The following is a 25,760-nucleotide window of genomic DNA, read 5'->3' as shown; positions in this document are numbered from 1 at the left end:
CGACGAGCCTTCCCCATACAAGCCCCTTGGACCGGAACGAACGATGGCCACGATCCTCATCAACGGCGCCGAATACCCGATCCCCGAGGGGGAGAAGCTCAACGCCATCCAGATGGCCAAGCGGGTCGGCGTCGAGATCCCCTACTACTGCTGGCACCCCTCCCTGTCGGTCGTGGCCAACTGCCGCATGTGCGAGGTCGAGGTCGGGGCCAAGGACCCGAAGACCGGCGAGGTCAAGATGATGCCCAAGCTCGTCCCCGGCTGCCAGACGCCGGCCAAGGACGGGACGGTCCTCGTCACCGACAGCCCGAAGGTGCAGGAGCACCAGCGGATGATCATGGAGATGCTCCTCCTGAACCATCCGCTCGACTGCCCGGTCTGCGACCAGGCCGGCGAGTGCGGGCTTCAGGACTACAGCTACCACCACGGCCAGTCCACCCACCGCTTCCTCGAGGAGCGGATCGTCAACCCCCGCAAGGACGTCTCGGACCTGATCCAGCTCAACCAGGACCGGTGCATCATGTGCACCCGCTGCGTCCGGTTCACCCGCGAGATCACCCAGACGGCCGAGCTGCAGGTCACCCGCCGGGGGAGCCACGCCGAGATCGCCACCTTCCCCGGCGTCACGCTCGACGACAACCCGCTGGCCGGCAACGTCGTCGACCTCTGCCCGGTCGGCGCCCTGCTCGACAAGGACTTCCTCCACAAGCAGCGCGTCTGGTTCCTCTCCAAGCACGACTCCGTCTGCACCCGCTGCTCGACCGGCTGCAACATCAGCGTCGAGGAGAACAAGGGGAAGGTCTGGCGGGTCAAGCCCCGGAACAATCCCCACGTCAACGACTACTGGATCTGCGACGAGGGCCGCTACGGCTACAAGAACGACGCCGCCCCCGAAGACCTGCTCGAGGCGAACTACGCCCTCAAGGGCGGCGACCACGTCGCCGTGGCGATCGACGAGGCGGTCAAGCTCGTGGATCGGGGGCTCAAGCAGGCCGTCGTCGACGGCCGCCGGATCGCCGGCGTCCTCTCCCCCTTCCTGACCGTCGAGGAAGCGTACCTGATGGCCCGGTACCTGAAGGGGGTCGCCGCCGACGCCGTCCTGGCCGTCGGCCCGGTGACGATCCGCGGCGAGGACCAGACCTTCACCCCCGGAAAGACCGAGGGACGCTCGGGCGACACCACCTTCCTGGTCCCCCGGCCGTTCACCATCCACGCCGAGAAGGCCCCCAACGTCCGGGGCGTTCGGGCGGTTTTGGAGCACGTCCAGGGCTCGGTCGTCGAGTACGACGACATCCTCAAGAAGGTCGAGGCCGGCGAGGTGGGGGCGCTCTACGTCGCGTCGGGCTCGCCCGAGGAGTGGATCGACGAGGCGACCGCCTCGGCCGTCCGCGACAAGGTGGGGTTCGTCGTGGTCCAGGACTCCCGCATCAGCGCCCTGGCCCACAAGGCCGACGTGGTCCTCGCCGGCGGCACCTACGCCGAGAAGGCCGGCAGCTATGTGAATGCGGACGGCCGGATCCAGTACGCCGAGGCGTCGCTCCCGCCCCGCGACGGCTCGCTGCCGGATCTCGACCTGTTCGCGATCCTGCTCGACCGCCCGGGCGGGCCTGCGAGGTCGGGCGACGTGCTGGCCGAGCTGGCCGAGACGGCCCCGACGTTCGCCGCGGCGAAGGGGGGGGCGCTCCCCGAGTACGGGGCGCCGCTGGATCCGTCGGCCCCCCGCGAGGACGGGCCGCCGCCGTTCGTGGACGCCTGGTACGCGCCGATGGGCGCGGCCAAGTCGCGTTGAGTCGAGGTCGGGCGAAGGTCGGGCGGAAGTTGATCGGGTCGGACGGCTCCGGGACGATGCGGCAAGGGTGAATTTATGACGATTTGGGTGTTGATCGGGATCCTCATCAAGATCCTCGTGATTGTCGGGGTGACTCAGGGGACGGTCGCGTACCTGATCCTCGTCGAGCGGAAGGTCGCCGCGTACGCGCAGGACCGGATCGGGCCCAACCGCTGCGGCAGCCAGTTCGGGCTGCCGGCCGCCCTGCTCCAGCCCCTGGCCGACGGCGCCAAGATGCTGCTCAAGGAGGACGTGGTCCCGAAGTACGTGACCAAACCCCTCTACATCCTGGCCCCGTGGATCGCGATCGTGACGGCGATGATCGGCTTCGCCGTCGTGCCGTTCGGCCCCGTCGGCCCGGGCCAGATCATCGACTTCCAGATCGCCCCCAACGTCGACATGGGCCTGCTCTACGTACTGGCGGTCGGCAGCCTGGCGGTCTACGGCGTGATCCTCGCCGGCTGGGCGTCGAACAACAAGTACGCGTTCATCGGCGGCATGCGGTCGAGCGCCCAGCTGATCAGCTACGAGATCCCGCTGGGGATGTCGATCCTGGGGATGCTGCTCATTGCCGGCTCGCTCGACATGAACCAGATCATCGCCTGGCAGAGCAACAACGTCTGGGGCGTGTTCGTCCAGCCGCTGGGCTTCATCCTGTTCTTCACGAGCGCCTTCGCCGAGACCAACCGCCTGCCGTTCGACCTTCCCGAGTCCGAGCAGGAACTGGTGGGAGGCTTCCACACCGAGTACTCGGCGATGAAGTTCGGCATGTTCTTCCTCGGCGAGTACCTGCACATCATCACGATCAGCTTCATCACCGTGATCATGTTCTGGGGCGGCTGGCACCTCCCGTTCCTCGGCCTGACGCCGGAGTCGAACAGCCTGCTCAGCACGGTGCTCAAGGTCGGGATCATCACCGGCAAGGTGTTCCTGGTCATCCTGTTCATCATGTGGATCCGCTGGACGCTCCCCCGGTTCCGGTACGACCAGCTGATGGACCTGGCGTGGAAGTCGATGATCCCGCTGGCGCTCATCAATCTGGTGGCCACCGCCGGCGTCGTGCAACTGGTCCGGACGTACTGGAACTGAGCGGCCCCGGCGCTCGCCGAGTTGAATTCCACGCCCCGCCGCGGCGGGACCGCAAGGAGCCCTAGGAACGTGCGAGTCGACGACCCGAAACTCAAGAAGATCGAGCCGCCGAAGATGACGCTGGGGGACCGGTTCTACCTCCCCCAGGTGGCCGCCGGCCTCGCCGTCACGGCCAAGCATATCTTCGGCGTCGCCTTCCAGGACACGGCGATCACCGTGCAGTACCCCGAGGTCCAGCACGTCCCGAGCCCGGTCTACCGGGGCGTGCACCGCCTCAACAAGGACGAGGAAGGGCGGCCCAAGTGCGTCGCCTGCATGCTCTGCGCCACGGCCTGCCCGGCGCACTGCATCGACATCGTGGGGTCGACGGCCCCGGAGTCCTGGCCCGACCGCGAGAAGTACCCCGAGAGCTTCGTCATCGACGAGCTGAGGTGCATCTACTGCGGGATGTGCGAGGAAGCCTGCCCCGTCGACGCCATCGAGCTGACTGGGCTGTACGACCTCACCGGGCTTTCCCGCGAGGAGATGATCTTCGACAAGACGAAGCTCCTTTCGGTCTTCGACGTGACCCGCGACGCCGAGCCGATGCGATTCACGACGCCGCCGCCGCCGGCCGACTCGTCGGCCGCGACCCAGGCCCTCGAATCCCCCATAAGTTGATCCATCGAGGCCGACGCATTCCAGGGGGCCGAGAGACACCCCGCCCGACCCTTTAAACGACCAGGCGACGAAGTCCCATGACGACCGGCTCCTTGATCCTCGCGACGATCGGCATCCTCCTCGGGGCGACCGGGACCTACCTCCTGCTCCCGCACCGCCGGGGCGAGGCCAAGGCTCGGACGATCTACATCCTGGGCGCGACCTTCGCCGGCCTGGGGCTCCTGGGCTTCCTCGCCCTGCTCTCGCCGCCGGCGCTCTCGCCGCTGGCCGACCTGGTCGCCGGGTCGTTCTTCTACGTCTTCGCCGGCGGCGCGCTGGGCTGCGGCGTGATGACCGTGACCAGCCGCAACCCGGTCTACAGCGCCCTCTGGTTCGCGGCCGTCGTCGTCTCGGTCGCCGGCCTGTTCCTCCTGGCCGACGCGCAGTTCCTGGCCGCCGGCTCGGTCATCGTCTACGCCGGGGCCATCATCGTGACGTTCCTGTTCGTCATCATGCTGGCCCAGACCGAAGGCCGGGCCGTCTACGACCGCGCGGCGCGGTCTCCGGGCCGGGCCGTGTTCACCAGCTTCCTCCTGCTGTGGTCGCTGGCCTACTGCCTGGCGAGCATCCAGGGGACGCCGAACGGCCCCCCCGTCGCGGGCGACGCGCCGACGCCCGAATCCCGACTGGTCCGCGGTCGCGAGATCGCGGCGTTCTACCAACTCGCCGAGACGAACGAGGCCCGCAAGGCGCTCGAGCGGACGCTGAGGCCGACCTCGGCTCTCCACGCCGACGGCGACCTCTCGAAGCCGAAGCCGAACGTCGCCGGCCTGGGCGAGGCGCTCTACACGGACCACCTGCTGACGGTGGAGCTCGCCGGGTCGATCCTGTTCGCCGCCCTGATCGCGGCCGTGCTGATCGCCAACCCGAAGCGAGCCGACGCCGCGCCGGGCGCGCCTCCGAACGTCGAGGCCTGACCCGGAACCGGACCCGATCGATCGATCGCCGACGCCCCCGCGACGCACCTTTTCCTGGAACCCGCTGGAAGAAGCCATGACCGACCCGTTCACGATCGAGCTGCTGAGGAACTACCTGCTGGTGGGCGCGGCGCTCTTCGCGCTGGGGATGCTGGGGTTCATCGCCCGTCGCAATCTCATCGTCATGTTCCTGTCGGCCGAGATGATGCTCCAGGGGGTGGCGCTCTCGCTGGTCGCCTTCGGCCGCTACCACGGCAACTGGAGCGGCCAGGTCTTCACGATCGTGATCCTGACCATCGCGGCCTGCGAGGCCTCGATCGCGATGGCGCTGGTGGTCGTGCTGTTCAACCGGCGGTCGTCGCTGGACGTGACGCTCTGGCAGGACGTCCGCGAGCCCGGCGTGGACACGACCGACCTGGCCGACCAGGCCGCCGAGGCCGCGCCGGTGGACGGGACGGCGGGCGTCGAGTCGTATCCCCAGCTCACCCCGGCCGGCATCGAGCCGGCCCATCCGATCCAACCCTGGACCGAGCGCCGTCGCTGAGGCCGGACGCCGGGGGCGTCCATCGACGATTGCGAGACTGGCGAGTCGAAACAAAGAGGAGCGGCGACGTGTCGGGTTTCTTCGTGCAAAACGTCTGGCTGATACCCTTCTTTCCGCTGCTCGGCGGGCTGATCGCGGGGCTCGGCGCGCGTCGGTTCCGGTTCGACGCGGCGATCCCGGTCGCGATCGGCGTCGCGCTGGCGTTCCTGGTCTCGCTGGGGGCGTGGGCCTCGGCCGGTCCGGAAACCACCGTGCTGGTCTCCAAGTGGATCACGGCCGGTTCGCTCGTCGTCCCGCTGGAGTTCCGGGTCGACGGGCTGACCACCCTGATGCTGTCGATGGTCACGTTCGTCTCGACGCTGGTGATCGTGTTCGCGTCGGGCTACATGCACGGCGATCCGGCCTACCCCCGGTTCTTCACCCTGATCGGGCTGTTCGTCTTCTCGATGACGGGCCTGGTCCTGTCGAACAACTACCTGCTGACCTACGCCTTCTGGGAAGGCGTGGGCGTCTGCAGCTACCTCCTGATCGGGTTCTGGTACACGAAGCCCTCGGCCGCCGCCGCGGCGCTGAAGGCGTTCATGATCAACCGCGTGGGAGACGTCGGTTTCGCGCTGGCGATCTTCTGGCTCTGGACGATCGTCCCGAACCACGACCTCAGCTACCAGAACGTGCTGGCCGAGGGGACGCTGAACGGCTTCTCGGACGCCGCGAGGATCGGGATCCCGCTCCTGCTGTTCTGGGCCGCGACCGCGAAGAGCGCCCAGCTCCCGCTCTACGTCTGGCTGCCGGACGCGATGGAAGGCCCGACCCCGGTCTCGGCCCTGATCCACGCCGCGACGATGGTCACGGCGGGCGTCTACCTCATCGCCCGCTCGACGCCGCTCATCGCCCTGGCGCCGGAAGTCCAGTTGACGATCGCGATCGTCGGCTGCGCGACGGCCCTGCTGGCCGCGCTGATCGCCTTGACCCAGAACGACCTGAAGCGGGTGATGGCCTACTCGACGGTCAGCCAGCTGGGGTACATGTTCATGGCCCTCGGTTCGGGGGTGGGCTCGGTGGCGCGGCTGGCGATGGTCGCGGCGATGTTCCACCTGTTCACCCACGCGTTCTTCAAGGCGCTCCTGTTCCTCGCGTCGGGGAGCGTCATGCACGCGATGGGCGACGTGATCGACATGAGGCGGTTCCGGGGCCTTCGCCATCGCCTGCCGTACACCTGCGGCACCTTCGCGATCGGCGGCCTGGCGCTCGCGGGCGTCTTCCCCATGGCCGGATTCTGGAGCAAGGACGAGATCCTGCTCGCCCTGGAATCCGCCCCCCACGCGGCCGAACACCTGCATCTGACCTTCGGCTGGGTGTACAAGGTCATCTACTGGCTGGCGATCCTGACCGCCTTCCTGACCGCCTTCTACACCTTCCGCGCCTTCTTCATGACCTTCTGGGGGCCCGAGAAGCTCCCGAGCCCGGACGATCCCGAGGCCCCGCCGGTCGACGACCACGCGGCCCACGGGCACGGCCACGGCCATGACGACGCCCACGGGCACGGCGGACACCACGTCGGCGAGGAGTCGGCGCCGATCATGACGATCCCGCTCATGATCCTGGCCGGGTGCGCCGTCCTGGTCGGCGTGGCCTTCGGGCCGACGGGCTGGTTCGAAGGGCATCTGCACCACACGCTCGGTTTCGAAGGCCTGCCCGAAGGCGAGCACGCGTTCAGCTGGGGGACGGCCCTCATCAGCACGATCGCCGCGCTCGCGGGCATCGCCCTGGCGTATCGCCTCTACGCGGCTCCGAGCCCGGTGCCGTCGCGGATCGCGGCGTCGATCAAGCCGCTGTATCGCGCCTCGCTGGACAAGTTCTACGTCGACGAGATCTATCACGCGACCGTGATGAAGTTCGTCCAGGGTTTGGCGGCGGTGTGCCGCGTCCTGGACGTCCGACTGGTCGACCGGCTGGTCGAGGGGGTCGCGCAAGTCCCCCGGCTGGCCGCGAAGGACGTGCTGTCGAAGTATCAAAACGGCCTCATCCAGTTCTATGCGGCGGCGTCGGCGCTCAGCGTCGCGGTTCTGCTCCTGGTGCTGCTCTTTTCCTGAGGACTCACGACCGACCCGCGAGGGCGACGGCCGAGCGGCGAAGGCTTCCGAGGATGGTTTCGATGGCGACACTGTTGGCGGTCACCGTTTTCCTCCCCTTGATCGGCGCGCTGGTGCTGGTGCTGACGCCCGGCCTGGACAAGGGGGCGTCGCGTCGAATCGCGCTGGGTTTCAGCCTGGCGTCGCTCGCCGCGTGCCTCGTCCTGCTGGCGGGCTTCGAGCCCGCCGTCACGACCCCCCAGTTCGCCTACGGGCCGGACGCGGGGCCGTACGGCCTGAGCTGGCTCGACCGCCCGGACGTCCGCTTCGCGCTGGGGCTGGACGGCCTGTCGATCTGGCTGTTCGTGCTCACCGGCCTGCTGATGATCACGGCGGTCCTGTCGTCCTGGGAGTCGATCTCGGACCGGGCGCCGCTCTACTACGCGTTCCTGCTGGCGCTGGAGACGGGCCTGCTGGGGCTGTTCGCGGCCCTGGACGTGGTCCTCTTCTACATCTTCTTCGAGTTCACCCTGATCCCGCTGTTCTTCCTGATCGGCCTCTGGGGCGGCCCGGAGCGGCAGCGGGCCTCGGTCTACTTCTTCCTGTACACGCTGGCGGGGAGCCTGCTCACGCTGCTCGGGGTGATCGCGCTGGTGGTCGTCCACATGCAGTATTCGCCGGACCATCAGCTGACCTTCTCGATCCCCGAACTGACCCGGGGGCTGGCGAGCTTGCCCTGGCCGGCCTGGTATCAGGTCGATTCCTGGACCAGCCCGCAGGTGCTCATCTTCCTGCTCCTGTTCGCGGGCTTCGCGGTCAAGGTCCCGCTCTTCCCGTTCCACACCTGGCTGCCGCTGGCGCACGTCGAGGCGCCGACGGCCGGCTCGATCGTGCTCGCCGGCGTGCTGCTCAAGGTGGGGAGCTACGGCCTGATCCGCTTCAACCTGGGGATGACGCCGCTGGGGGCGGCGGCCCTCTTCCCGCTGCTGGCGACGCTCTGCGTGGTGGGGATCATCTACGGGGCGCTCGCCGCGTTGGCGCAGACCGACATGAAGCGTCTGGTGGCCTACAGCTCGGTCAGCCACATGGGCTTCATCGTCCTGGGCATGCTGGCCATGAACGACACCGGGCTCAACGGGTCGATCATCCAGATGGTGAACCACGGCCTGACGACCGGGGCGCTCTTCGCCTGCGTCGGCATCCTCTACGACCGATACCACACCCGCGAGATGAACGCGATCGGCGGGATCTGGCACCGGTTCCCGCTCCTGGCCTTCTTCTTCATCTTCTCGTCGATGGGGGCCGCCGCCCTCCCCGGGCTGAACGGCTTCGTCGGCGAGTTCCCGATCCTGGTCGGCATGTTCGCCTACAGCTGGAAGGCGGCCTCGCTGGCGACGCTCGGCATGATCCTCGGCGCCTTCTACCTGCTCCTGCTGCTCCGCCGCGTGGTCTTCGGCCCGCTGGTGGAGCCGGTCGCTCACGGTGAAGGCGAGGGGGACGGCCACGGCCACGGCCACGGCCATGCGGAAGTCCGGCCGCTGGGGTGGTACGAGATCGCGTCGCTCGCGCCCCTGGCGGCCATGATCCTCTACATCGGCCTCGTCCCCGAGCCGTTCTTCGCGAGGATCCGACCGGCGGCCGCCGACATCGTCCAGATCATGAACGCGGAGCAGGCCAAGAAGGCGGAGGCGGAGGCGGTCGCCGAGACCGTTCCCGCCGACCCCGCCCCGAACGCCGCCGCCCGGATCGAGGCGGCCGTCTCGATGCGGACCCCCGAATCGCGCTGATACAGACACCCGACGTAAACGCTTAAACGGAAAGCCGGAGATGACCCTTCAGCTCGCCTATCGGACGGTCCAGGAGACGCTCCTGGTCCTGTCGCCCGAGATCCTCCTGCTGGCGGTGGCGATCGTCATGATGACGGCGGCTCCGTTCGTCCGCGTCCCTCGCCGGGGATGGTGCGGCCTGTCGGCCGTCGGGCTGGTCGCGAGCCTGCTCGCACTGCTGGCCTCGCGGGACGTCCACCCCGACGTCTACATCGGCGCGGCGTTGAATGACGCGCTGTCGTTCTACGTGCGGCTGTTCGTGATCCTGACCGGGCTCGTGCTGCTCGGCCTGGCGCATCGCGAGCCTCCCGACGACCGCGCCGCGGAGTTCTTCGGCTCGTTCCTGATGATCCAGGCCGGGACGATGCTCGTCGCCGCGTCGAACGACATGATCCTGCTCTTCGTGGGGCTGGAGCTGGTCAGCATCCCGACCTATCTGCTGCTCTACCTCTCGCGGCGGACGGCGTCCACGCAGGAGGCGGTCACCAAGTACTTCTTTCTGAGCATCTTCTCGTCGGCCCTGCTGCTGTACGGGTTGACCTTCCTCTACGGCCTCGCGGGGACGACGAACCTCAAGGCCCTCTCGGTCCTGACGGCCTTGCCGTACGTCCCGCAGCTTTCGCTGGGATTGCTGGCGGTGCTCTTCCTGATGGCGGGGCTTTGCTTCCGCGTGGCAGCGGTGCCGCTCCACTTCTACGCCCCGGACGTGTATCAGGCGTCGCCGGTGGTGATCGCCGCCCTGCTGTCGTGGGTGCCGAAGGTCGTCGGCTTCGTGGCGATGATCCGGGCGCTGACGTCCGTGTTGGCGTTCAAGGGGCTGGACGACCCGCTCGTCCACAAGACGGTCTTGCTCTGCTGGATCATCGCGGTCGCCACGATGACCCTGGGCAATTCGGTCGCCTTGCTCCAGGCCGACCTCAAGCGGCTGTTCGCTTACTCCTCGATCGCGCATGCGGGCTATCTCATGGTCGGGGTGACGGCCGCCTTCGCGGGGGGCTCGCACGGCTCGTCGTTCTACTTCGGCGTGGAGGCGGTGCTGTTCTACCTGGCGGCTTACGCCTTCATGACCCTGGGGGCGTTCGGCGTGATCCTGGCGCTCCGCAAGCCGGACGGCCGGCCGGTCACGACGATCGGCGACCTGTCGGGCCTGGGCTGGAGCCAGCCGATCGTGGCGCTTGGGATGACGCTCTGTCTCCTGAGCCTCAGCGGCATCCCGCCCCTCGTCGGCTTCTTCGGCAAGCTCCAGATCTTCGCGTCGGTCTTCTCGGCCGCCTCGGGAGACGAGGCCTGGTCGCTCCAGCTGCTGGCCATCATCGGCGTGCTCAACGCCGCTGTGGGGGCTTTCTACTACCTGCGGATCATCGTCCTGATGTACTTCAAGACCCCCTCGGAGTCCGTGCAGGCCGTGGGGGGCTGGCCGGTGGCGCTGGCGACCGGCGCGTGCGCCTCTCTCTGCCTCGTGTCGGGGATCTATTCCACCCCGATCTCCCGCGCCTGCCGCGCGGCGGCCGTCGCGGCCAACGTCCGACCCATCCCGGAGAACCACGACGCCCCCGCCGTCGTGGTGGGGGCCCGCACCGAAGCGTCTCCGACGGGAGCGGCCCGCGACTGACTCAGGGGACGTGCGCGACCCATGAGGGTCGAACCGGCACGCCCCAACGCTCTCCGAACGTTTTCTCGCACCAAGGGGGCCTGATCAGGCCCCCTTGGCTTGCGCCACGACGGCTTCTTCGACCCGCTCTCTCCCGAAGACCCCGAAGTAGGCGATCGAGCCCAGGGCGATCCCGAGCAAATCGAACAGGCCGTCGTCGATGTCGGCTTCACGGTTCACCACGGGCATGAGCTGCCCCAACTCGGTGATGACGGCGATCGCCAGGCCGGCGAGTACCACGAGGGCGAGACGCTTTCGGACCGGGGCGGCCTTCAGCCAGAGGAAGGCGAAGCCGGCGAACAGGCCGGAGTGGGCGACCTTGTCCAGATTCGGGATCATGAAGCCGCCTTCCCCGCCCGCCTGGTCGACGATCGTGCGCGGCATCCAGCAGAGGACGAAGATGAGCAGGGTCCAGCCGATCGCCGCATAGAGCCAATGTCGCATAATCCGTCCTCGTGGGAATCACTCGCTCGCACGCGCCGAACGGCGTCGGCGTCGTCCCGGAGAGTCGCGATCGCGTCTCCCCCGGCGTCATCCATTCTATCCAATCGCTTTCGGTTTCTTCTGCTGCCGATCGCCCGATCCGATGTCTCGACTAGAGGGGAGATCTCCGGGCGTGAGCCGCGGCCCAGGGCCGATGGGTTGACGGCCCGCGGGCGGGAGGTGCTCCCACGCGCCCATCCCGCATACCGATCGTCGGCGTCGCCTGGTATCTTCATCGAGACGGCTCCCTAATCTTGACGAGATTTCGGCGAAGGACTTCCATGGCGCGATCCACCACCGCGACGTCCTGGCGTGCGTCGCCATCACAGGGCCCGGCCGAGGGCGACGACGAGGAAGCGGCCCGTCGGGAGACCCGACGGAACCGGCGGGAGTCGATCGAGTCGCTCGTCGTGGTCGTCGTCGGCTTCCTCGTCTGGAGCCTCGAAGCGGAAGGCTTCGTGATCCCCACCGGCTCAATGGCCCCGACCCTGCTGGGCCGCCACAAGGAGGTCGAGTGCCCCGAGTGCGGCTGGACCTATCGCGTCAACGCCGACTGCGAGGTCGAGGCCGTCGGTGCGGGGGGACGGACCGGACTCCGGGTGACCTGGGGCGTCTGTGAAAACTGTCGGTTCTCGGCGCGGATCGATGACCGGCCCAGCTTCGCCGGCGACCGCATTTACACGGTGAAATCCGACGTCGCGATCCCGCTCGTTCCGGGCCTTGGCCGCGTGGAGCCGAAGCGATGGGACGTGACGGTTTTCAAGCTCCCGGAAGACCCGACCGTCCGCTACATCAAACGGCTCGTCGGCATGCCCGGGGAAGTCCTGCGGATCAAGCAGGGGAATCTGTGGCGGAGCGACATCGACGACGGCGAGGCTTTCGAAATCCTGCGCCGGCCTCCCGAGGAGTCGCTCCAGGTCAACATCCCCGTCCACGACGACACCTATCGGCCGCGCCGTCTGGCCTCCGACCCTCGGTGGCGACGCTGGACGTCCCTGGGGGGATGGGAGGAGTCGACGCCGGGGATCTATCGGGCCGCGTCCGACGAAGGATGGGACGAGCTTCGCTATCGGCACGTCGTCCCCTCGCCGGAACAGTGGGAGGCGCTCGCGGCGGGCCGCGAGCCGGACGATCCCCCTCAGCCGACCTTGATCACCGATTTTAGCTCGTTCAACACCGACCTCGCCCCCCAGAACCTGCCGCAAGTCCGTTTCGTCACGCGTCCCTGGTTCCAGCCCCACTGGGTCGGCGATCTGGCGCTTTCGCTCCGGCTCGACGTGGCCGGGCCTTCGGGCCGGGTCCGGATCGAGCTGATCGAAGCGGGCGTGTCGAATCGCTGCGAGATCGACCTGGCGACGGGAGAGGCCCGCATCTTCCACGGCGACGACCCCCTGGGGGAATCTCGGCCGACCGCCGTGAAGGAGCGGGGGTCCTTTGATCTGACCTTCGCCAACATCGACGATCGGCTGACCCTCTGGGTGGACGGCGTCCGTCCCTTCGGCGACGGCCTGGCGTACGGATCGGGCGAGGGCGATGCGTACCTGACCCCGACCGTGGACGATCTGGAACCGGCCCGGATCGCCGTGAGCGGAGCCGAGGTCGCGGTCGGCGGGCTTGTCCTCAAGCGCGACGTGTACTACACGCAGTCCCCCGGCGACCCCGATTCGGACGACCTGCTCGACTACCGGGGCCGACCCCCTCGCGACCTCTTCGCGCTGCTCGCCGACCCGTCTCGGTACGGCGGCCTTCGATGGCGGACGCCCCGTGATTATCCGATCGAGGCGGGCCGTTACATGATGCTGGGGGATAACAGCTCGTGGAGTCGCGACGGCCGGGCCTGGACGCGGGTCGACCAGACGACCCCCACGGCGCCCGACCGGGGCTGGGACGACTCGGGCCGGGAGAGCTGGGAAGTTCCCCGGGCGCTGGTGATCGGTCGCGCGTTCGGCGTCTACTGGGCCCACATGCGGCCCGTCTGGCCGCGATTTCGGTGGGGTCCGGACCTGGTCCTGCCGGCGAGACCTAACGTGGAGGCCGTCCGCTGGATATACTGACGGGGCCGCCGGAATCGAGCGGCGGCGTCGATGCGGGCACGGCCGCAGGTTGACGGTCGCGACTCGACGACCGATCATTCAGCGAGCCGATCCACGCCCCTCGGGGATGCTCTTGGAACTCAGTTTGAACCTTAGGTCGCGACGGTGCGTAACTATGGTCAAGGTCATCGGCACGGATTCGGCGGAAGGCCTCGCCCATCAAACGGACGAGGAACTGATGCGCCGGTATCGCGAAACCGGTGACGAGGACGTCTACAACGAATTGGTCCATCGCTACGAGCGGGAGCTTTACCGCTACCTGGCGCGATACATGGGCGACCCGTCGATGGCGGAGGACGTGTTCCAGAACACGTTCCTCCAGATCCACCTCAAGCGTGGGTTGTACGAGGACGGACGCCCGTTTCGACCCTGGCTTTATGCGATCGCCACGCATCAGGCCGTCGACGCGCTCCGGAAGGCGGGGAGGCATCCGACCGTGAGCCTGGACCAGCGCCTGGCCGCCTCGCAGGGGGAGTCCGACGCCGGTTCGCTGCTGGACATGCTCGTCAACGACGATTCCGGGCCGCTGGCCGATCTCCAGGCTCAGGAACGTCGGGAGTGGGTGCGAGAGAGCGTGGAACGCCTGCCCGACACCCTGCGTCAGACCCTGATCCTCGCCTACCACCAAGACCTGAAGTACCGGGAAATCGCCGAGATCCTCAAGATTCCCGTGGGAACCGTGAAATCGCGCCTTCATGCAGCCCTCGCCAAGCTCCAGCAGATGGCCAGGGTCGCCAAGCGGGACGGGAAAGAAGATTGACGCCATGAACGCCGACGAACTGCTTGATTTCGCTCTCGGCCAGCTCGACGACCCGCGGCGACGAGCCGTCGAGGAAGTCTGTCGGGCGGATCCGGAAGTCGCGGCCAGGATCCAGCGGGCCCGACACGCCATCGACGGCCTCCTCGACGACGGCCATGACGTCGCCCCGCCCCCCGGCCTTGCGAGCCGAACCGTCTCCTTCGTCGCCCAGAATCGGGCCGCCGCACCCTCGATCCTCGACTACGCCCCGATGCGGGTCCCGTTCCGCTGGGCGGACTTCGCCGTCGCCGCCAGCATCTTCGTCGCCGGCGTCCTCACGTTGATGCCGGCCGTGCAGCGCTCCCGAGAGCGGATGAATCAGGCGGGCTGCGTCTTCAACCTCCAGCAGCTCGGCAACAGCCTGGGGCAGTACGTCTCGACCCATCAGGCGTATCCCTCGCCCCCGGACGACCGCGGCGACGCCCAGAGCGGCCTCTTCGCGGCCCTCTTGCAGGATGGGGGTTTCCTCCGCGACGTCTCGCTCCTCGACTGCCCCTACAACGGCCGTTGCGACTTGCAGCACGCCCGCCGGATGGAATCCTTCGAACAGGCCGACGCGCTGAGCAAGCAGGACCCCGCCCAGTTCCAGAAGATGGTGTGCTGGGACTACGGCTACAATCCGGGCTATCGCCACGCCTCGGGACGGCTCGGTCCCGTATCGGCCCGCCCCGCCTCGATGATCCCGATCGTGGCCGATCAGCCCCCCAACGCCGCCCACCTGGGCGACGTCGGCCGCAACAGCCCCAACCACTTCGGCGCCGGCCAGAACGTCCTCTACAGCGACGGCGCCGTCCGCTGGCTGCCGACCCGCCACGTCGGCCCCGACGACATCGACGTCTATCTCAACAACGCCCGCAAGGTGGAGCCCGGGGTCCACGAGCGCGACTCCGTCATCCTTCCCCGCGACCATCCGTTCGGCATCTCTCAGGGACGCTGAACCCCGAAGCCCGAACGAATCCCTGGAGACTCCACGCGACGCGGCCCCTCGGCCGCGTCGCTGGCTTTCGAAGGCGCCGCTCGCCGCCAGCCGAGACAGGGGTCTTGAGCGGGGCCCCGGCGAGGGATATGGTCGCATCCTCATCCGTCGCGTCCGGCGGGGTCGCCGTCGTCTGGGGAGACGTTCCATGCGGGGTCGCTCGACGTTCGCCTTTCTCATGGGCCTCGGCCTGACGCTCCCCACGGCTTCCGCAGGGGTCGATCCGGCCCGGCCCAACGTGGTCGTCGTCATGCCGGACGATATCGGCCATGGGGATTTCTCCATCAACGGCAGCCCGATCGTTCGCACGCCGAACGTCGACGCCTTCGCCCGCGAGAGTCTGCGGTTCACCGGCTTCCACGTGAGTCCGACCTGCGCGCCGACCCGCGCCGCCTTGCTGACGGGGCGGCACGAGTTCAAGTCCGGGGTGACTCATACGATCAACGAACGCGAGCGTCTGGATCTGAGGGCGACGACGTTCGCCCAGGTGCTCAAGGCGAACGGCTACGCGACGGGCATCTTCGGCAAGTGGCACCTCGGCGACGAGGCCGAGTACCAGCCCGAGCGTCGCGGGTTCGACGAGACATTCGTCCACGGCGGCGGGGGCATAGGCCAGTCGTATCCGGGGAGTTGCGGCGACGCGCCGGGCAACACGTATTTCGATCCGGCGATCCGTCGCAACGGCGTCTTCGAGAAGACCAAGGGGTATTGCACCGACGTATTCTTCGACCGGGCTTTGGCGTGGATGGACGCCCGTCGGAGAGCCGCCGCCCCGTTCTTCGCCTTCATCACGCCGAACGCCGCGCACGTGCCGCTCCAGTGCCCCGAGGACTATGCGAAGCGGCACGCGGACGAGGTCTCCGAGGACGTCGCCCGGTTCTACGGGATGATCGAGAACATCGACGACAACTTCGGGAAGCTGACCTCGGCCCTCCGGGACTGGGGCATCGAGCGCGACACGCTCGTCATCTTCCTGACCGACAACGGCGGGACGCTGGGCGTCCCCATCTTCAACTCCGGCATGCGAGGGCGGAAGGTCGAGCCCTACGAGGGAGGGACGCGCGTCCCCTCGTTCTGGCGATGGCCCGCGGGCGTGCAGGGGGGGCGGGACGTGTCGGGGCTGACCGCGCACGTCGACGTCTTCCCGACGCTCGTCGAGATCCTGGGCGTCGAGCCGGGCGAGGAGGTCCGCGGCCAAGTCGAGGGGCGGAGCCTCGTCCCCTTCTTCCGGGACCGGCCGGTCGACTGGCCCCGACGGACGCTGGTGACCCACGTCGGGCGATGGGGGCGCGGCGAGGTGGCGGCGTTCAAGTTCCGAGGCGTCTCGATCCGCGACGATCGCTTCGCCCTGGTGAACGACGCCGAGCTTTACGACCTCCAGTCCGACCCTGGCCAGAAGTCGAACGTGATCGCCGACCATCCCGAGGTCGTCGAGCGGCTCCGGGCCGAGTACGAGACGTGGTGGGCCTCGATCCACCCCGGCCTGGTGAACGAGGACGCCGTCGGTCCCAAGATGAATCCCTACCACGAATGGTACTGGGAGCAGTTCGGAGGCGGCCCGAAGTCCTAGTCTTCGCCCCCCTGGCGTCTCGCGTCGCAGAGGAGGATGGCGAGCATCGTCTTGGCGTCGCTGATCCGGCCGTCGTGCACCATGGCGACGGCCTCGTCCCAGGGGACGATCCGGTTCTCCAGGCGTTCATCGGGTTGGTGATCGGTGGGGCCGGGGGTGAGGTCCTCGCAGAGATACAGGAACATCCGCTCGGTCAGGATGCCGGGGCTCACGTGCCACTCGCGGAGGAACGTCACCTTCCCGGCGCGGAAGCCGGTCTCCTCGGCGAGTTCGCGAGGCGCGGTCCGCTCGGGCGTCTCGCCCTCGTCGATCGTCCCGGCGGGGATTTCCAGGAGCGTTTCGCCGATGGCGTGGCGAAAGTTGGCGATGAGGCAGACGTGGTCGGGGTCGACCATCGGCACGAGCGCGACGGCTCCTCGATGGATGACGACCTCACGCTCGGCGAGGCCGCCGTCCGCCAGGCGGACGGGCTGCATCGCGAGGTCCAGCTTGGTCCCTCGGTAGATCACCCGCCGCGGGGGGAGCGGTTCGGGCACGTCAGGAGGCCCCCGACGGGGCCGTCCGTACGGTTAGGACGGGGCAGGGGGCTTCGCGGACGATCCGCTCGGCCACGGAGCCGAGCAGGACGTGGCTCAGGCCGGTCCGGCCGTGGGTGGCGATGACGATCAGGTCGGCCTTGATTTCGGCCGCGTGGTCCACGATCGCCTCGGCCGCCACGCCCCAGCGGATGGCGGTGGTCACGCTTTTGGGCGTCCCCCACTCGGGCTTGATCACCGTCGCGAGGGCTTCCGTGGCGCGTTTCTCATCGTCCTCGTAGTACTGGGCGGGCATGACGGGCATCAGCAGCGGATCGGGACCGGCCGGCACCATCTCGGAGAGGACGTGGATGACGTGCAACTCCGCCTGGAAGCGCTCCGCCAGCCCGCAGGCGTAGCGGAGCGCGTCCTCGGAGTGCGAGCTGAAGTCCGAGGGCGCCAGGATTCTCGCGAAGCTGATCATGGCAGGGTCCTAGCGGACGCGGGTCGATCAGGCGGGGCCTTCGTGGACGAGCCGGCCGAACCGCTGGCGAAGGTCGCGGGTGATGGGACCGGGCTTGCCTTCGCCGAGGGGCCTGCCGTCGCATTCGACGACCGGGATGACCTCGGCCGCGGAGCCGGTCAGGAAGCACTCGTCGGCGGTGTAGACGTCATAGCGGTCCATGGTCCGCTCGACGACCTTGTACCCCGCCTCGCGCGCCAGGTCCATGACGGCCGCGCGGGTGATCCCCGCGAGGATGCCCGAGTCGATCGACGGGGTGTGGAGCTCCCCCTTGTGGACGACGAAGATGTTGTCGCCGGTGCACTCGGCGACCTCGCCCTTGTGGTTGAGCATCAGGGCTTCGAGGCAGCCGGCCAACGCCCCCTCCATCTTGGCGAGGATGTTGTTCAGGTAGTTGAGCGACTTGACCCGCGGGTTGACCGTGTTCGGGTGGCTCCGGATCGTCGCGGCGGTGACGATCTTCAGGCCGTGCTCATACAACTCCTCGGGATAGAGGCTGATGAGGTCGGTGATGATGATGACCTGCGGGTCGGTCGTCTTGCGAGGGTCGAGGCCCAGGCTTCCCGAGCCCCGAGTGACGACGACGCGGATATAGGCGTCGGTGAGCTTGTTGGCGGCGAGGGTGTCGACGATCGCGGCGGCCATCTCCCGCCGCGACATCGGGATCTGCAGGTGGATCGCGACGGCCGACGCGAACAGCCGATCGACGTGTTCCTCCAGGCGGAAGACCCGGCCTGAATAGGAACGAATCCCTTCGAAAACTCCGTCCCCATAGAGCAGGCCGTGATCGAAGACGCTGATTTTGGCGTCAGCTTTGTCGTAGAGCTTGCCGGCGATGTAAACTTTGGGGCTCATACGGCCTTCCCGCTCCCGCGCCGCGTTTGGGCCGCGACATCACGCACCCGTTATCGGTTGGACTCAGACCAGCGCGGGGACCCATTCCTCGATTCGCCCTTCCGCAAGCCGAACGACCCGGTCGGCCTGGTTGGCGATCTGTTGATCATGCGTGACCAACATCATAGTCAGGCTCCGTTCCTTATTCAAGTCGCGGAGCAGCTCCAGGACCCCCTGTCCGGTGGCGGCGTCGAGGTTCCCCGTGGGCTCGTCGGCCAGGAGGACTTCGGGCCGGCCGACCAGGGCCCGGGCGATGGCGGCGCGCTGCATCTCGCCGCCGGAAAGCTCGGACGGGTGGTGGGTCAGGCGGTGGCTCAGGCCGACGCGTTCGAGCATCTCCTCGGCGTCGCGGCGGATCGTCTTGCGCTGCTTGATGTAGGCGAAGAGGCCGGACCGGATCAGGTGCGGCATCATCACGTTCTCCAGCGCGGTCAGCTCCGGCAGGAGGTGGTAGAACTGGAAGATGAAGCCGAAGGTCTGGTTGCGGAGCAGGTCGCGCTCGCGGTCGGGGCGGTCGTCGATCCGGCGGCCGTCGAGCAGGACCTCCCCCGCGTCGGGCTGGTCGAGCAGCCCGAGCAGGTGGAGCATGGTGCTCTTGCCCGAGCCGCTCGCCCCGATCACGGCGACCAGCTCGCCGCGGGCCGCCTCCATGTCGACGCCGTGGAGGACGGGGACCTCGATCTTCCCCTTCCGGTAGCTCTTATGCAGGCCGAAGGCCGCGATATGAGTCGTCATCGTCCTGGTCTTCCGTGTGGGTCCGGGTCGGAGGATTGGAAAGCGACGCGGCCGGCGCGGGGGCGCCGGGAGGGTCATTCGAATCGAAGGGCCTTGACCGGGTGCATCCTGGCGGCGCGTCGGGCGGGCCAGATGCTCGCCCCCACGGCGATCACGAGCGCCCCGATGACGATGGCGACGACCGTGTGGGTCTCGACGAGGGTCGGGATGCGGTCGAAGTAGTAGATCGAGTCGTCGAAGACCTTGTGCTTGAGGATGACGCTCAGCACCTTCTCGATCTCGTTGATGTAGTGGACGAACAGGAGTCCGCCGACCATCCCCACGCCGCTCCCCACGATCCCCAGCAGCAGGCCGTAGCCCAGGAAGATGTTGCGGACGCCCGAGGTGGACGCCCCCAGGGCCTTCATGATCCCGATGTCCCGGGTCTTCTCGACGACGATCATGGAGAAGATCGCCAGGATGCCGAAGCCCGCCACCGCGATGATGAAGAAGAGCAGGATGTTGAGGATGCTCTGCTCGATCGCCACCGCCGCCAGCAGCGGACCCTGCTTCTGCTCCCAGGTCCAGACCCGGAACTGCATCGGCGCGAGCCGCTCCAGCCCGAGCTGGAGCCGGTCGGCCAGCCCGTCCAGGTCGGCCCCCTCGCGGATCTTGATCTGGATCTGGTTGACGGCCCCCTTGCCGTCCTCCCGGATCAGGTTGCGCGCCCGCTGGAGCTGCTCGAGGGGGACGTAGACGTGGGTCGAGTCGTACTCGCTCATCCCGCTCTTGAAATAGCCGACCACTGTGAAAGCGTCGAACCCCGGCTCCGGGACCTTGCCGTGCTTGGGGAAGGCGAGCGAGATCTTGGACCCCATGCCGGCCAGGTAGATGTCTTCCTTGCCTTGCCCCATGTGGTAGGTCGCGATCGCGTAGCCGACGATCGCGCCATGGGTGGGGACCTGCTCGTCCTGCTGCTTCTCCAGGTACTGGCGGGTCGCGTCCATGAAGGGGTCGGGCTCCTCTTGCTGGAGCTCGCGGAGCCGCTGGCCGGCGGGCGATCGAGCCTTCAGTTCTTCGGAGACCTCGAACGACGGCGGGATCTGTTTCCCTTCCTGGTCGAACAGGTGCTCGGCGAAGTCCCCGGTCCTGGCCCGATCCATGGGATGGACGCCGATGATCTGGACCGGATGGGTCCGGGAATCCGCGCCGATCTTGAAGCGCATGATCCCCGGCGTCTCCATGGTCGGGGCCATGGCGAGGACGTCGTCGCCGCCGACGTCCTTGATCCGGGCCATGACTTCCTCGTAGTTGAAGAAGCCCTCGAACGAGCCGGATTCGACGATGATGTCGGCGAGCACGCCGTGGAGGCGGTCGCGCATCTTGTCGGCGAACCCGGCCATGACCGAATTGACGACGATCATCGTCGCCACGCCGAGCGTGACGCTGATGATGCTCGCCAGCGCGATGTAGCGGGTGCGGAGATACCGCCAGCAGAGCAGGTACTTGTACACGAGGCCACTCCTTCCCTGGAACCAGCCTTCGGACCAAGGCGGCGACCGCCGCCCGCCTTCGTCGACGTTCGAATCGCGGACGGTCGGATCAGATCAGATTTCGGACTCGTCGTCCTCGGCCGCCGCCGGCTCGCCCGCCGCGGCGGCTCGGGCCGACAGTGGGCGCATCAGCGGGAACAGGACGACGTCGCGGATGCTCGACTTGTTCAGCAGGAGCATGCAGAGGCGGTCGATGCCGATCCCCAGGCCGCCGGCGGGGGGCATCGCGTTCTTGAGGGCCATGACGAAGTCCTCGTCCATCTTGGCCATCGAGTCTTCCTCGGCCTGGCCGGCGAGCTGGCCCCGGAAGAGCTGCTCCTGCAGATACGGGTCGTTCAGCTCGGTGTAGGCGTTGGCCAGCTCGATGCCGTCGATGTACAGCTCGAACCGCTCGGCGAGCCTGGGGTCGGACGCCTTCCGCTTGGTCAGCGGGCAGATGGCCGCCGGGTAGTCGATCACGAAGATCGGGCCGGCGAGGGCGTCCTCGACGGTGGCCTCGAACAGGTCGCTGATCACGACGTCGCGGTCGCGCCCCTTGGTCGCGATCCCGGCCGCCTCGGCGCGGGCCTTGACGGCCTCGTAGTCGTCGGGCTCGACGCCCGCGTGTTCGCGGAGGAGGTCCAGGTACGCCCGGCGAGGCCAGGGGGGGGTGAAGTCGACCGTCTTCTCGCCCCAGGGGCGCACATGCCCGCCGCCTAGGGCCTGGATCGAGGCGCAGATGAGGGCCTCGGTCAGGTCCATCATCGAGTGATAGTCGCCGTAGGCCTGGTAGGCCTCCAGCATGGTGAATTCGGGGTTGTGCTTGGGGCTGATCCCCTCGTTGCGGTAGACCCGGCCGATCTCGAAGACCCGCTCCATGCCGCCGACCAGCAGCCGCTTGAGGTACAGCTCCGGGGCGATCCGCAGGAAAAGCTCGATGTCGAGCGTGTTGTGGTGGGTGACGAACGGGCGGGCCGCGGCGCCGCCGGCGATCGACTGCATCGTCGGCGTCTCGACCTCGACGAACCCGCGCTCCTCCATCACCTTGCGGAACGTTCGGACGATCGTCGAACGGCCCAGGAAGGTCTGGAGCGACTCGGGATTGGCGAACAGGTCGACGTAGCGGCGGCGATACCGCATCTCCAGGTCGGTCAGCCCGTGCCACTTCTCGGGAGGGGGCGTCAGGCTCTTGCCCAGGAACGTCAGGGCTGTCGCGAAGACGGTCAGCTCGCCCGTCTTCGTGTAGCCCAGGGTCCCGTCGACGCCGATGAGGTCGCCCAGGTCCAGCAGGTCGACCAGGCTCCAGGCGAGGTCGCCCACCTGCTTCTTGCCGACGAAGACCTGGATCCGCTCGGTCCAGTCGCGGACCTCGAGGAAGACGACCTTCCCCTGCCCGCGACGGAGCATGATCCGGCCGGCGATCCGGACGGCCGGGCCGGGCTCGGCGACCTCCCCCTCGGCCGGCTTGGGATAATCGATCGCGCGCACGGCGGCGATGGCCCGGTGATCGTCGAACCGCTGGCCCCAGGGATCGATCCCCAGCTCGGCGATCTTCTTCAGCTTCTCAGCCCGCACCGCTTCCAGGCCGTCTCGCGACTCGTCGGACATCTCGCCGCCTTAATCCTTCATTTTTTTCGACTTCGGGAAACTTGAGGCAAATTGTAGTGAATAGGACGAACGGGTCAACGGCAACCGGCGCTCCAAACGAATGCGCCGCGTTGCGGGGGCTTCGTCGTCCTCCCGTTCCGATCCGTCCGCGCCCCTTGATTTTCGGCGAGGTTGCGTCAAGCTAGGTAAGATATCCGCTCGGCCGTCCTCGTTGATCCCTCTCCCGCGACGGAGCGTCTTCATGCCTTTTCCGCGTCTCGTGCCCGCGCTCGCGGGGCCGTCGATGGTTTTCCTCGCTGCGTTGGTCCCGCTCTTCGGCCAGGAGCCCGCGCCGGTCGAGAACGTCTCGACGTTCGATCCCCGGTCGCCGGAAGAGGAACGCAAGGCCCTGCACGTTCCGCCAGGCTTCGAGGTCCAGCTCGTCGCGGCCGATCCCGACATCCAGAAGCCCCTGAACCTGGCGTTCGACGATCGCGGACGGCTCTGGATCACGGACACCATCGAATACCCGTACGCCGCGGCCGAGGGCGCGAAGCCTCGCGACACGGTGAAGATCCTGTCCGACTTCGGGCCCGACGGCCGGGCGCGGAAGATCGAGACCTTCGCGGACGGCCTGAACATCCCGATCGGGCTCCTCCCCCGGCCCTCCGCGAAGGAGGCGCTGGTCCACAGCATCCCGAACATCTGGCTGCTCAAGGACTCCGACGGGGACGGCAAGGCCGACGTCAAGGAGCCGCTGTACGGGATCTTCGGCAATCGCGACACCCACGGGATGACCAACAACTTCACCTGGGGATATGACGGCTGGATCTACGCCTGCCACGGCTTCTCGAACGATTCCGAGGTCGCGGGACAGGATAAGCAGGCGATCAAGATGAACTCCGGCAACACCTACCGGATGCGGCCCGACGGCTCCCACGCCGAGTACGTCTCGCACGGCCAGGTCAACCCGTTCGGGCTGGCCTTCGACGAGATGGGATATCTCTATTCGTGCGACTGCCACAGCAAGCCCCTCTACCAGCTGATCCGGGGGGGCTACTACCCCAGCTTCGGCAAGCCCGACGACGGCCTGAACTACGCCCCCGAGATGGTCACGCACGACCACGGCTCCACGGCGATCTCGGGCATCGTCAGCTATCAGGCGAACCAGTATCCCGAGGAGTATCGGAAGACCGTCTTCATCGGCAACGTGGTCACCAACCGGATCAACCACGACAAGCTCGAATGGGACGGATCGAGCCCCAGGGGGATCGAGCAGCCGGACTTCCTCTGGAGCGAGGACAACTGGTTCCGCCCGGTGGACCTGGAGCTGGGACCCGACGGCGCGATCTACGTCGCGGACTTCTACAACCGGATCATCGGCCACTACGAGGTCCCGCTGACCCACCCCGGCCGCGACCGCACCAGCGGGCGGATCTGGCGGATCGTCTACAAGGGGTTCGACGGCCGCCCGGCGCCTTCCCCCGAGGCCGTCGACCGCACGACGGCCGGCGTCGAGGCCCTGACGGCCGACCTGGCCAGCCCGACGCTCCCCGTCCGCACCGCCGCGGCCAATCAGCTCGTGGAACGGGGGGGCGAAGAAGCCGTCGCCCGGCTCCGCGAGATCCTGAGCCATGATTCGAGGCCGACCCCCCAGCTCGTGCACGCCCTCTGGGTGCTCGAACGGCTCGGCAAGCTCGACGACGAGACGTTGCTGCGGGTCGCCCGGACGCCCGCCGAGCCGGCCGTCCGCGTCCACGGCCTGCGCATCCTCGTCGACCGCCCGACGCTCGCACCGGCGACCCGCGCCTTCGCCATGGCCTCGATCGAGCACCCCGACCCCCACGTCCGCCGGGCCGCGGCCGAGGTCCTGGGGGCGCATCCCGAGATCGCCTTCGTGCGGCCGTTGCTGCGATTGCGGCAGTCGACGACCGCCGAGGACACCCACCTGGTCCACGTCGCGCGGATGGCGCTTCGGGACCAGTTGAAGGACGATTCGATCTGGTCCCGGATCGCCGCCTTGCCGCTCAACGACAAGGACCGTGCCGACCTGGCTGACGTCGCGGTCGCCGTGCCGGCCGCCGCGCCGGCGGCGTTCCTCCTGACCCACATCCAGAACTTCCCCGAGAGCCCGGAGAACGTCGCCCGCTATATCCACCACGTGGCCCGCTACGGCGCCGCGGACCTCGCCCCCGCGCTCTCCGAGCTGGTGGCCTCCGGCGACCCGGACCCCCGGCGTCGCCTCGACCTCCTCAAGATGATCCAGCAGGGAATGCAGGAGCGGGGGACCGGGACGCCCGCCGAGGTTCGCCAGGCGGCCCTGGATCTCGTCTCGGCGTTCCTCGGCTCCAAGAACGGCGACGATGTGAACGCGGGGATCGAGGCCGTGAAGGGGTTCCAGCTTCAGGAGGCCATCCCCGGCCTGGAAGCCGTCTTCGGCCGCGAGGATCTCCCGGAGAGCCGCCGCGCCGAGGCCCTCGCGGTGATCGCCGCGCTCGACATGCCGGCCGGTTTGGCCCGCCTGAAGGGGGCGCTCGACGACGGCCGGCTGTCGCTCCCGCTCCGCGAGGCGGCGGCCGTCGCGCTCGCGAACATCGAGAAGCCCGAGGCGCGGGAGGCGGTCCTGGCGTCGCTGGCGATCGCTCCCGAGGCGCTCCAGTACACGGCCGCCGCGGCGCTCGTCCGCCGCAAGGACGGGGCCGAGGCGTTCCTGGCCGCCGTCGCCGCGGGCAAGGCGTCGGCCCGCCTCCTCCAGCAGCGTCCGATCGTGATCGGCCTGGAAAACGCCGAGATCCCGGACGTGGCCGATCGGATCGCCACCCTGCTGGCCGGGCTCCCGCCCGCCGACGAGCAGCTTCGCGCCTTCCTGGACCAGCGCCGCGAAGGGTTCCAGAACGCGACTCATGAGCCGACCGCCGGCGCCAAGGCGTTCGAAGTCCGTTGCGGCGTCTGCCACCAGATGGAAGGCAAGGGGGCCCGCGTCGGCCCGCAGCTCGACGGCGTCGGGGTCCGCGGGCTCGACCGGCTGCTCGAAGACGTCCTCGATCCCAATCGGAACGTCGACCAGATGTTCCGCACCACCATCCTGGCCCTCGGCGACGGCCGCGTCGTCAGCGGCCTGCTGCTCCGCGAGGAAGGCCAGGTCTTGGTCCTCGCCGACGATCAGGGCCGCGAGGTCCGAATCCCCCTGGAGGAGGTCGAGGAGCGAAAGGTGGTCCAGCTCTCCCCCATGCCCGCCGACCTCGCCCGGCAGATCCCCGAATCCGAGTTCTACGACCTGTTTTCGTATCTGTTGGGCCGGACCGAACAGAAGCCGGAGCCGACGCCCACGCCGGAACCGGGACCTTGAGCGAGGGACGACGTACCGGCTGGATCTGGAGCCGGGCGAGCGGCGCGGCGATCGCGTACAATCGCGTCGACGAACGACGGGCCGGACGCGGCTGCGGTC

Annotated in this window: 20 protein-coding genes; 13 read left to right on the top strand and 7 right to left on the bottom strand. The window is 68.1% G+C overall.

The features are described 5' to 3' along the window. Nucleotides 1-43 precede the first annotated feature (43 nt). The 8 genes from VT85_RS18935 (at nucleotide 44) to VT85_RS18900 (ending at nucleotide 10,587) form a co-directional block, all read left to right on the top strand. A complete protein-coding gene (locus VT85_RS18935; protein ID WP_068418870.1) occupies nucleotides 44-1,789 on the top strand; it encodes a molybdopterin-dependent oxidoreductase in 1,746 nt (581 codons plus the stop codon). 75 nt (nucleotides 1,790-1,864) lie between these two features. Further along, nucleotides 1,865-2,917 carry an NADH-quinone oxidoreductase subunit NuoH gene (gene nuoH, locus VT85_RS18930; protein ID WP_068418869.1) on the top strand — a complete coding sequence of 351 codons (1,053 nt, stop codon included), beginning with the start codon at nucleotides 1,865-1,867 and terminating at the stop codon, nucleotides 2,915-2,917. A 69-nt stretch (nucleotides 2,918-2,986) separates the two neighbouring features. Beyond that, nucleotides 2,987-3,577, top strand: coding sequence for a NuoI/complex I 23 kDa subunit family protein (locus VT85_RS18925; protein WP_068418866.1), 591 nt, complete (start codon nucleotides 2,987-2,989; stop codon nucleotides 3,575-3,577). A gap of 77 nt (nucleotides 3,578-3,654) precedes the next feature. Further along, nucleotides 3,655-4,533: an NADH-quinone oxidoreductase subunit J gene (locus tag VT85_RS18920; protein ID WP_068418863.1), complete on the top strand. Its 879-nt coding sequence runs from the start codon at nucleotides 3,655-3,657 to the stop codon at nucleotides 4,531-4,533. A 76-nt stretch (nucleotides 4,534-4,609) separates the two neighbouring features. Next, nucleotides 4,610-5,077, top strand: a complete 468-nt coding sequence (gene nuoK, locus VT85_RS18915) for an NADH-quinone oxidoreductase subunit NuoK (protein ID WP_068418859.1) — start codon at nucleotides 4,610-4,612, stop codon at nucleotides 5,075-5,077. A gap of 68 nt (nucleotides 5,078-5,145) precedes the next feature. Beyond that, nucleotides 5,146-7,170, top strand: coding sequence for an NADH-quinone oxidoreductase subunit L (nuoL, locus tag VT85_RS18910; protein WP_068418856.1), 2,025 nt, complete (start codon nucleotides 5,146-5,148; stop codon nucleotides 7,168-7,170). 62 nt (nucleotides 7,171-7,232) lie between these two features. Next, nucleotides 7,233-8,936 (top strand): NuoM family protein, encoded by a 1,704-nt coding sequence (locus VT85_RS18905; RefSeq protein WP_068418853.1) that lies wholly within the window; start codon nucleotides 7,233-7,235, stop codon nucleotides 8,934-8,936. 40 nt (nucleotides 8,937-8,976) lie between these two features. Next, entirely contained in the window at nucleotides 8,977-10,587 is a 1,611-nt protein-coding gene (locus VT85_RS18900) for an NADH-quinone oxidoreductase subunit N (protein ID WP_082858725.1), read from the top strand. An 84-nt stretch (nucleotides 10,588-10,671) separates the two neighbouring features. Here the strand turns inward: VT85_RS18900 and VT85_RS18895 are convergent, their stop codons facing one another. Further along, complete coding sequence (locus VT85_RS18895; RefSeq protein WP_068418850.1) at nucleotides 10,672-11,070, bottom strand: VanZ family protein; 399 nt, start codon at nucleotides 11,068-11,070, stop codon at nucleotides 10,672-10,674. Nucleotides 11,071-11,390: 320 nt separating this feature from the next. Here VT85_RS18895 and VT85_RS18890 point away from each other — a divergent pair, with 320 nt between their 5' ends. The 4 genes from VT85_RS18890 (at nucleotide 11,391) to VT85_RS18875 (ending at nucleotide 16,547) form a co-directional block, all read left to right on the top strand. Continuing rightward, entirely contained in the window at nucleotides 11,391-13,163 is a 1,773-nt protein-coding gene (locus VT85_RS18890; RefSeq protein ID WP_068418847.1) for a S26 family signal peptidase, read from the top strand. Nucleotides 13,164-13,380: 217 nt separating this feature from the next. Beyond that, a complete protein-coding gene (locus VT85_RS18885; RefSeq protein WP_197490874.1) occupies nucleotides 13,381-13,962 on the top strand; it encodes an RNA polymerase sigma factor in 582 nt (193 codons plus the stop codon). A gap of 4 nt (nucleotides 13,963-13,966) precedes the next feature. Continuing rightward, nucleotides 13,967-14,938: a hypothetical protein gene (locus VT85_RS18880; RefSeq protein WP_068418841.1), complete on the top strand. Its 972-nt coding sequence runs from the start codon at nucleotides 13,967-13,969 to the stop codon at nucleotides 14,936-14,938. 187 nt (nucleotides 14,939-15,125) lie between these two features. Continuing rightward, on the top strand, nucleotides 15,126-16,547 hold the full coding sequence (locus VT85_RS18875) for an arylsulfatase (protein ID WP_068418838.1): 1,422 nt from the start codon (nucleotides 15,126-15,128) through the stop codon (nucleotides 16,545-16,547). Here the strand turns inward: VT85_RS18875 and VT85_RS18870 are convergent. The 6 genes from VT85_RS18870 to lysS all read right to left on the bottom strand — a co-directional run bounded on the left by VT85_RS18870 (nucleotide 16,544) and on the right by lysS (nucleotide 22,333). Further along, the gene (locus VT85_RS18870; RefSeq protein ID WP_068418834.1) at nucleotides 16,544-17,083 is read right to left on the bottom strand and encodes an NUDIX hydrolase; all 540 of its coding nucleotides are present in this window, start codon (nucleotides 17,081-17,083) and stop codon (nucleotides 16,544-16,546) included. The two genes, VT85_RS18875 and VT85_RS18870, sit on opposite strands and share 4 nt — an antisense overlap. A gap of 1 nt (nucleotide 17,084) precedes the next feature. Further along, nucleotides 17,085-17,546, bottom strand: a complete 462-nt coding sequence (locus VT85_RS18865) for a universal stress protein (RefSeq protein WP_068418831.1) — start codon at nucleotides 17,544-17,546, stop codon at nucleotides 17,085-17,087. 27 nt (nucleotides 17,547-17,573) lie between these two features. Then, complete coding sequence (gene ilvE, locus VT85_RS18860; RefSeq protein ID WP_068418828.1) at nucleotides 17,574-18,440, bottom strand: branched-chain-amino-acid transaminase; 867 nt, start codon at nucleotides 18,438-18,440, stop codon at nucleotides 17,574-17,576. 63 nt (nucleotides 18,441-18,503) lie between these two features. Further along, on the bottom strand, nucleotides 18,504-19,214 hold the full coding sequence (locus VT85_RS18855) for an ABC transporter ATP-binding protein (RefSeq protein ID WP_068418825.1): 711 nt from the start codon (nucleotides 19,212-19,214) through the stop codon (nucleotides 18,504-18,506). A 74-nt stretch (nucleotides 19,215-19,288) separates the two neighbouring features. Continuing rightward, nucleotides 19,289-20,707 (bottom strand): ABC transporter permease, encoded by a 1,419-nt coding sequence (locus VT85_RS18850; protein ID WP_068418822.1) that lies wholly within the window; start codon nucleotides 20,705-20,707, stop codon nucleotides 19,289-19,291. 93 nt (nucleotides 20,708-20,800) lie between these two features. Beyond that, nucleotides 20,801-22,333, bottom strand: coding sequence for a lysine--tRNA ligase (lysS, locus tag VT85_RS18845; protein WP_068418819.1), 1,533 nt, complete (start codon nucleotides 22,331-22,333; stop codon nucleotides 20,801-20,803). 241 nt (nucleotides 22,334-22,574) lie between these two features. On the opposite strand from lysS, the gene VT85_RS18840 reads away from it, so the two are divergent. Next, on the top strand, nucleotides 22,575-25,661 hold the full coding sequence (locus VT85_RS18840; RefSeq protein ID WP_197490873.1) for a PVC-type heme-binding CxxCH protein: 3,087 nt from the start codon (nucleotides 22,575-22,577) through the stop codon (nucleotides 25,659-25,661). Nucleotides 25,662-25,760 lie beyond the last annotated feature (99 nt).

This window comes from Planctomyces sp. SH-PL62 (genome assembly GCF_001610895.1).
GTDB lineage: Bacteria > Planctomycetota > Planctomycetia > Isosphaerales > Isosphaeraceae > Paludisphaera.
Note: the sequence above shows the minus strand (reverse complement) of the source record. Positions and strands in the feature narration are given on the sequence as shown.

Coding starts and splice junctions, on each gene's coding strand:
- nuoK (WP_068418859.1), top strand. CDS start 4,610: ATGACCGACCCGTTCACGATCGAGCTGCTGAGGAACTACCTGCTGGTG.
- VT85_RS18890 (WP_068418847.1), top strand. CDS start 11,391: ATGGCGCGATCCACCACCGCGACGTCCTGGCGTGCGTCGCCATCACAG.
- VT85_RS18840 (WP_197490873.1), top strand. CDS start 22,575: ATGCCTTTTCCGCGTCTCGTGCCCGCGCTCGCGGGGCCGTCGATGGTT.
- VT85_RS18865 (WP_068418831.1), bottom strand. CDS start 17,546: ATGATCAGCTTCGCGAGAATCCTGGCGCCCTCGGACTTCAGCTCGCAC.
- VT85_RS18900 (WP_082858725.1), top strand. CDS start 8,977: ATGACCCTTCAGCTCGCCTATCGGACGGTCCAGGAGACGCTCCTGGTC.
- VT85_RS18875 (WP_068418838.1), top strand. CDS start 15,126: ATGCGGGGTCGCTCGACGTTCGCCTTTCTCATGGGCCTCGGCCTGACG.
- VT85_RS18885 (WP_197490874.1), top strand. CDS start 13,381: ATGCGCCGGTATCGCGAAACCGGTGACGAGGACGTCTACAACGAATTG.
- nuoH (WP_068418869.1), top strand. CDS start 1,865: ATGACGATTTGGGTGTTGATCGGGATCCTCATCAAGATCCTCGTGATT.
- VT85_RS18935 (WP_068418870.1), top strand. CDS start 44: ATGGCCACGATCCTCATCAACGGCGCCGAATACCCGATCCCCGAGGGG.
- lysS (WP_068418819.1), bottom strand. CDS start 22,333: ATGTCCGACGAGTCGCGAGACGGCCTGGAAGCGGTGCGGGCTGAGAAG.
- VT85_RS18855 (WP_068418825.1), bottom strand. CDS start 19,214: ATGACGACTCATATCGCGGCCTTCGGCCTGCATAAGAGCTACCGGAAG.
- VT85_RS18905 (WP_068418853.1), top strand. CDS start 7,233: ATGGCGACACTGTTGGCGGTCACCGTTTTCCTCCCCTTGATCGGCGCG.
- VT85_RS18880 (WP_068418841.1), top strand. CDS start 13,967: ATGAACGCCGACGAACTGCTTGATTTCGCTCTCGGCCAGCTCGACGAC.
- ilvE (WP_068418828.1), bottom strand. CDS start 18,440: ATGAGCCCCAAAGTTTACATCGCCGGCAAGCTCTACGACAAAGCTGAC.
- VT85_RS18920 (WP_068418863.1), top strand. CDS start 3,655: ATGACGACCGGCTCCTTGATCCTCGCGACGATCGGCATCCTCCTCGGG.
- VT85_RS18895 (WP_068418850.1), bottom strand. CDS start 11,070: ATGCGACATTGGCTCTATGCGGCGATCGGCTGGACCCTGCTCATCTTC.